Source organism: Polaribacter sp. (assembly GCF_039939415.1).
Classification (GTDB): domain Bacteria; phylum Bacteroidota; class Bacteroidia; order Flavobacteriales; family Flavobacteriaceae; genus Polaribacter.
Genome location: NZ_JBDVJE010000077.1, coordinates 1 through 3369, shown reverse-complemented (window position 1 = coordinate 3369; position 3369 = coordinate 1). Strand labels below are relative to the sequence as shown.

Below are 3369 nucleotides of genomic sequence, written 5' to 3'. Positions count from 1 at the left end.
ATAAAATGAATATAAATGCTTTGTAAGCGTCAATGTATATTATCATAGACATATTTGATTAAGAAGTTTATATTGATTGGTTTAAAGATATTTATATCTAAAAATGAGGAAGAATAGTATTCCAACCATTTATAAAGAAATGATAAAAGGAATGAATACATTATCTAAATAAGATATAAAATAAATATTACTATAATAATAAAGCCAGTGAATTTATATTCACTGGCTTTGTTTAGTTAACAAGTTCTTTGATCATTTTTATTTTAATAACGAACTAAAAATTGAACTTTTATAAATAACATTTTTAACAGATGTTATTATTCTACAATTATTTTAAAGGAATAATTTTATATGAATATTGTAAATCAGATGGATTTACCCTGTATTCCTTATGCGCTAAAGCCCTTATACTCCAACTATTATCTCCCCCAACACCAGTTTGCAGGTAATCTACATTAATATTTACAAAATCTCTTTTAACAATATCTATTGTATGACGTTGTTGTTTGGTTTTTCCTGCATCAAAATCTTTGTTATATTGATGATGTGCACTAAAACCTAATAATTGGTCTCCAACAACCTTAATACCTCTACCCTCTTTATTAGTAAATGATACCCAACGAACATCTGATCTATAACCATTTTCTTGGGGACGTATATATGGAAAATATAAATCATCTACAGATGCTTTGAAATCTCCTACAAAAGCTGAAGTGTTTCTATCAATATAATTTTCATGTGGTCCTCTACCAAACCAATGTACATTATCGTATTCATTCTCAATGATAAAGTTATTTCCAAACCTTGGTAAATGAGGTAACTTTTTACCTAAATTGTATAACTTATTTGTTATTGTAATTTCTCCTGCAGAATTAATTATATAATCTACTGAAACTTGACCTTTAACAGAAGCCAAATCAAAAATAGTTTGAACAATCACTTCTCCTTTAACTTTTGGGTTTTTAAATACTTTTACTTCTTTTAACGATTGTTTTTCGGTTGCTTGTTTCCAAATAGCTAATTTTTTTGGTGATTTTGCTCCAAAATCATTATCTGTTGTTGCTCTCCAAAAATTAGGTGTAACGCTATTAACTAAAATATTTCCATTCCCATAATCTAGACTTGTAAGTCGTCCTGTTTTTTTATCAACCTTTAAATCAAAGTTTTTATTAGAAATAGTTGTGATATTATTTGCTGTTTTAATTGAAATATCATTATTATTTACCAATGTTTTTGAACCAAAAATAGTTTTTGTTAATTGAAATTGCTCAGAAGCAACCACGTAATTATTAGGTACTAAATCTGTTTCATTTCTATTTAAAGCATAAACATTTAAATGATATTCTGCATTAGAATTTTTAAGTTTAGGTAAGTTTATTTTCACTTTTTTAGTTTGATAAGAAGCAATATCCAATTGAGGTAAATCACCTCTACCAACTTCTTTACCATCTTCTAATAATAACCAAGTAAACTTATACTCACTTAAATTAGTGAAATCATATATATTTTTAATTTCAATTTCACCTTTCTTTAAATTTACAGGTTTAAATTTAATATATTGATACACTTTTTTAACTTCAAATAATGCTGGATGCGCTGTTCTATCTGGATTTACAACTCCATTTAAACAAAAATTAACATCACTTCTGTAAGCATCTGCACCTAAATCTCCTCCATATGCCCAGTAAGGAGTTCCTTTTTCATCTTTGGTTAAAATTCCTTGATCTACCCAATCCCAGATAAATCCACCTTGCATAATGTCATATTTCTCAATAACATCCCAATATTCTTGAAAATTACCTGTACTATTACCCATTGCATGTGCATATTCACATTGAATTAAAGGTCTTGTAGGCTTGTTTTCTGCATATTTAATCATTTTTTCAATAGACCAATACATTGGCGCTTGAATATCTGTATTTGCATAATTCAATGCTCCTTCATATTGTGTTGGTCTTGTAGCATCTTGATCTTTTAAATATTTATACGTTGCAAAAAAGTTATCTCCATTTCCTGCTTCATTTCCTAAAGACCAAGTAACAATAGATGGGTAATTTTTATCACGCTCAAACATTCTAATAGTTCTGTCTAAATGTGCTCCTTTCCACTCTGGTTGATACGCTGGATGAATTTTTTGTGCTTTTTTGTTTTTATCCAAACCTTGGTTTGTAGCACCTAAACCATGTGATTCTATATTTGCTTCATCTACTACATAAAAACCATATTTATCACACATTCTATAAAAATGAGGATCTTTCGGGTAATGACTACAACGTATTGCGTTTAAGTTATTTTGTTTCATCACCAATAAATCTTTTAGCGTTAATGCTTCAGAAACTGTATGTCCTTCTGTATCACTATGATCGTGTAAATTAGCTCCTTTTATTAATACAGGCTTCCCATTTACTAAAAACTGGTTGTTTACAATTTTTACATTTCTAAAACCTACTTTAATAGAAGTTGCTTCCGTTGTTTTATCATTAGCATCTTTTAAGTTGATAAGCAAAGAGTAAAGATTTGGTTTTTCTGCATTCCACGTTTTTACATCTTTTATTACTTTATTAAAATCAACTATATTTCTACCTGCTTTTAAAGAAATGGTTTTAGTGGCTGAATATACTTCAGTATCTCCATCTAACAATTTAACTTCAATCGTATTTTTTACTTCGTTATTGGTGTTATTATCTACTTTTAAACTTGCATTAAAAACACCATCTTTATAATTATTTTCTAAATCTGAAATAACTCTAAAATCTCTTACTGTTACTTTATTTGTTACATATAAGTATGCATCACGTTCTATACCACTTAATCTCCAGAAATCTTGATCTTCCATATAACTAGCATCAGACCAACGTAAAACTTGAACAGAAACATTGTTTTTACCTGTTTTAACAAAATCTGTTACCTTAAACTCTACAGCTGTTTTACTTCCTTCATTATATCCAACTTTCTTTCCATTTACCCAAACATACATTGCTCCACTAACTCCTGCAAAATGTAGATATATATCTTTTCCATCCCAATTTTCTGGAATTTCAAAATCTCTTTTGTAACTACCCACATTATTTATGTTGTGTGGTATAAAAGGCGGATTTGTAGGAAATGCATAAATTCTATTTACATAAATTGGTACTCCAAAACCTTTCATTTCCCAATTAGAAGGCACATTAATGGTGTCCCATCCTTTTAAACTAAAATCGTTTTTATAAAAATCTGTTGGACGTGCAGAAACACTATCTGCAAAATAAAAATTCCAAGTTCCGTTTAAAGAAGTGTACATAGAAGAGTTCTTCCAATTGTCATTTTTTAAAGCTTCTTTGTCTGAAGTATATCTATAAAATGATGCCGTTGGTTTTTCTCTATTGA

The 3369-nt window shown here is 28.7% G+C and carries 1 protein-coding gene; it reads right to left on the bottom strand.

Annotated elements, in window-relative coordinates; genetic code table 11:
* Positions 1–328 precede the first annotated feature (328 nt).
* A partial coding sequence (locus tag ABJG40_RS12930) for a glycoside hydrolase family 2 TIM barrel-domain containing protein (RefSeq protein ID WP_348025004.1) occupies positions 329–3369 on the bottom strand: 3041 nt, incomplete at its 5' end.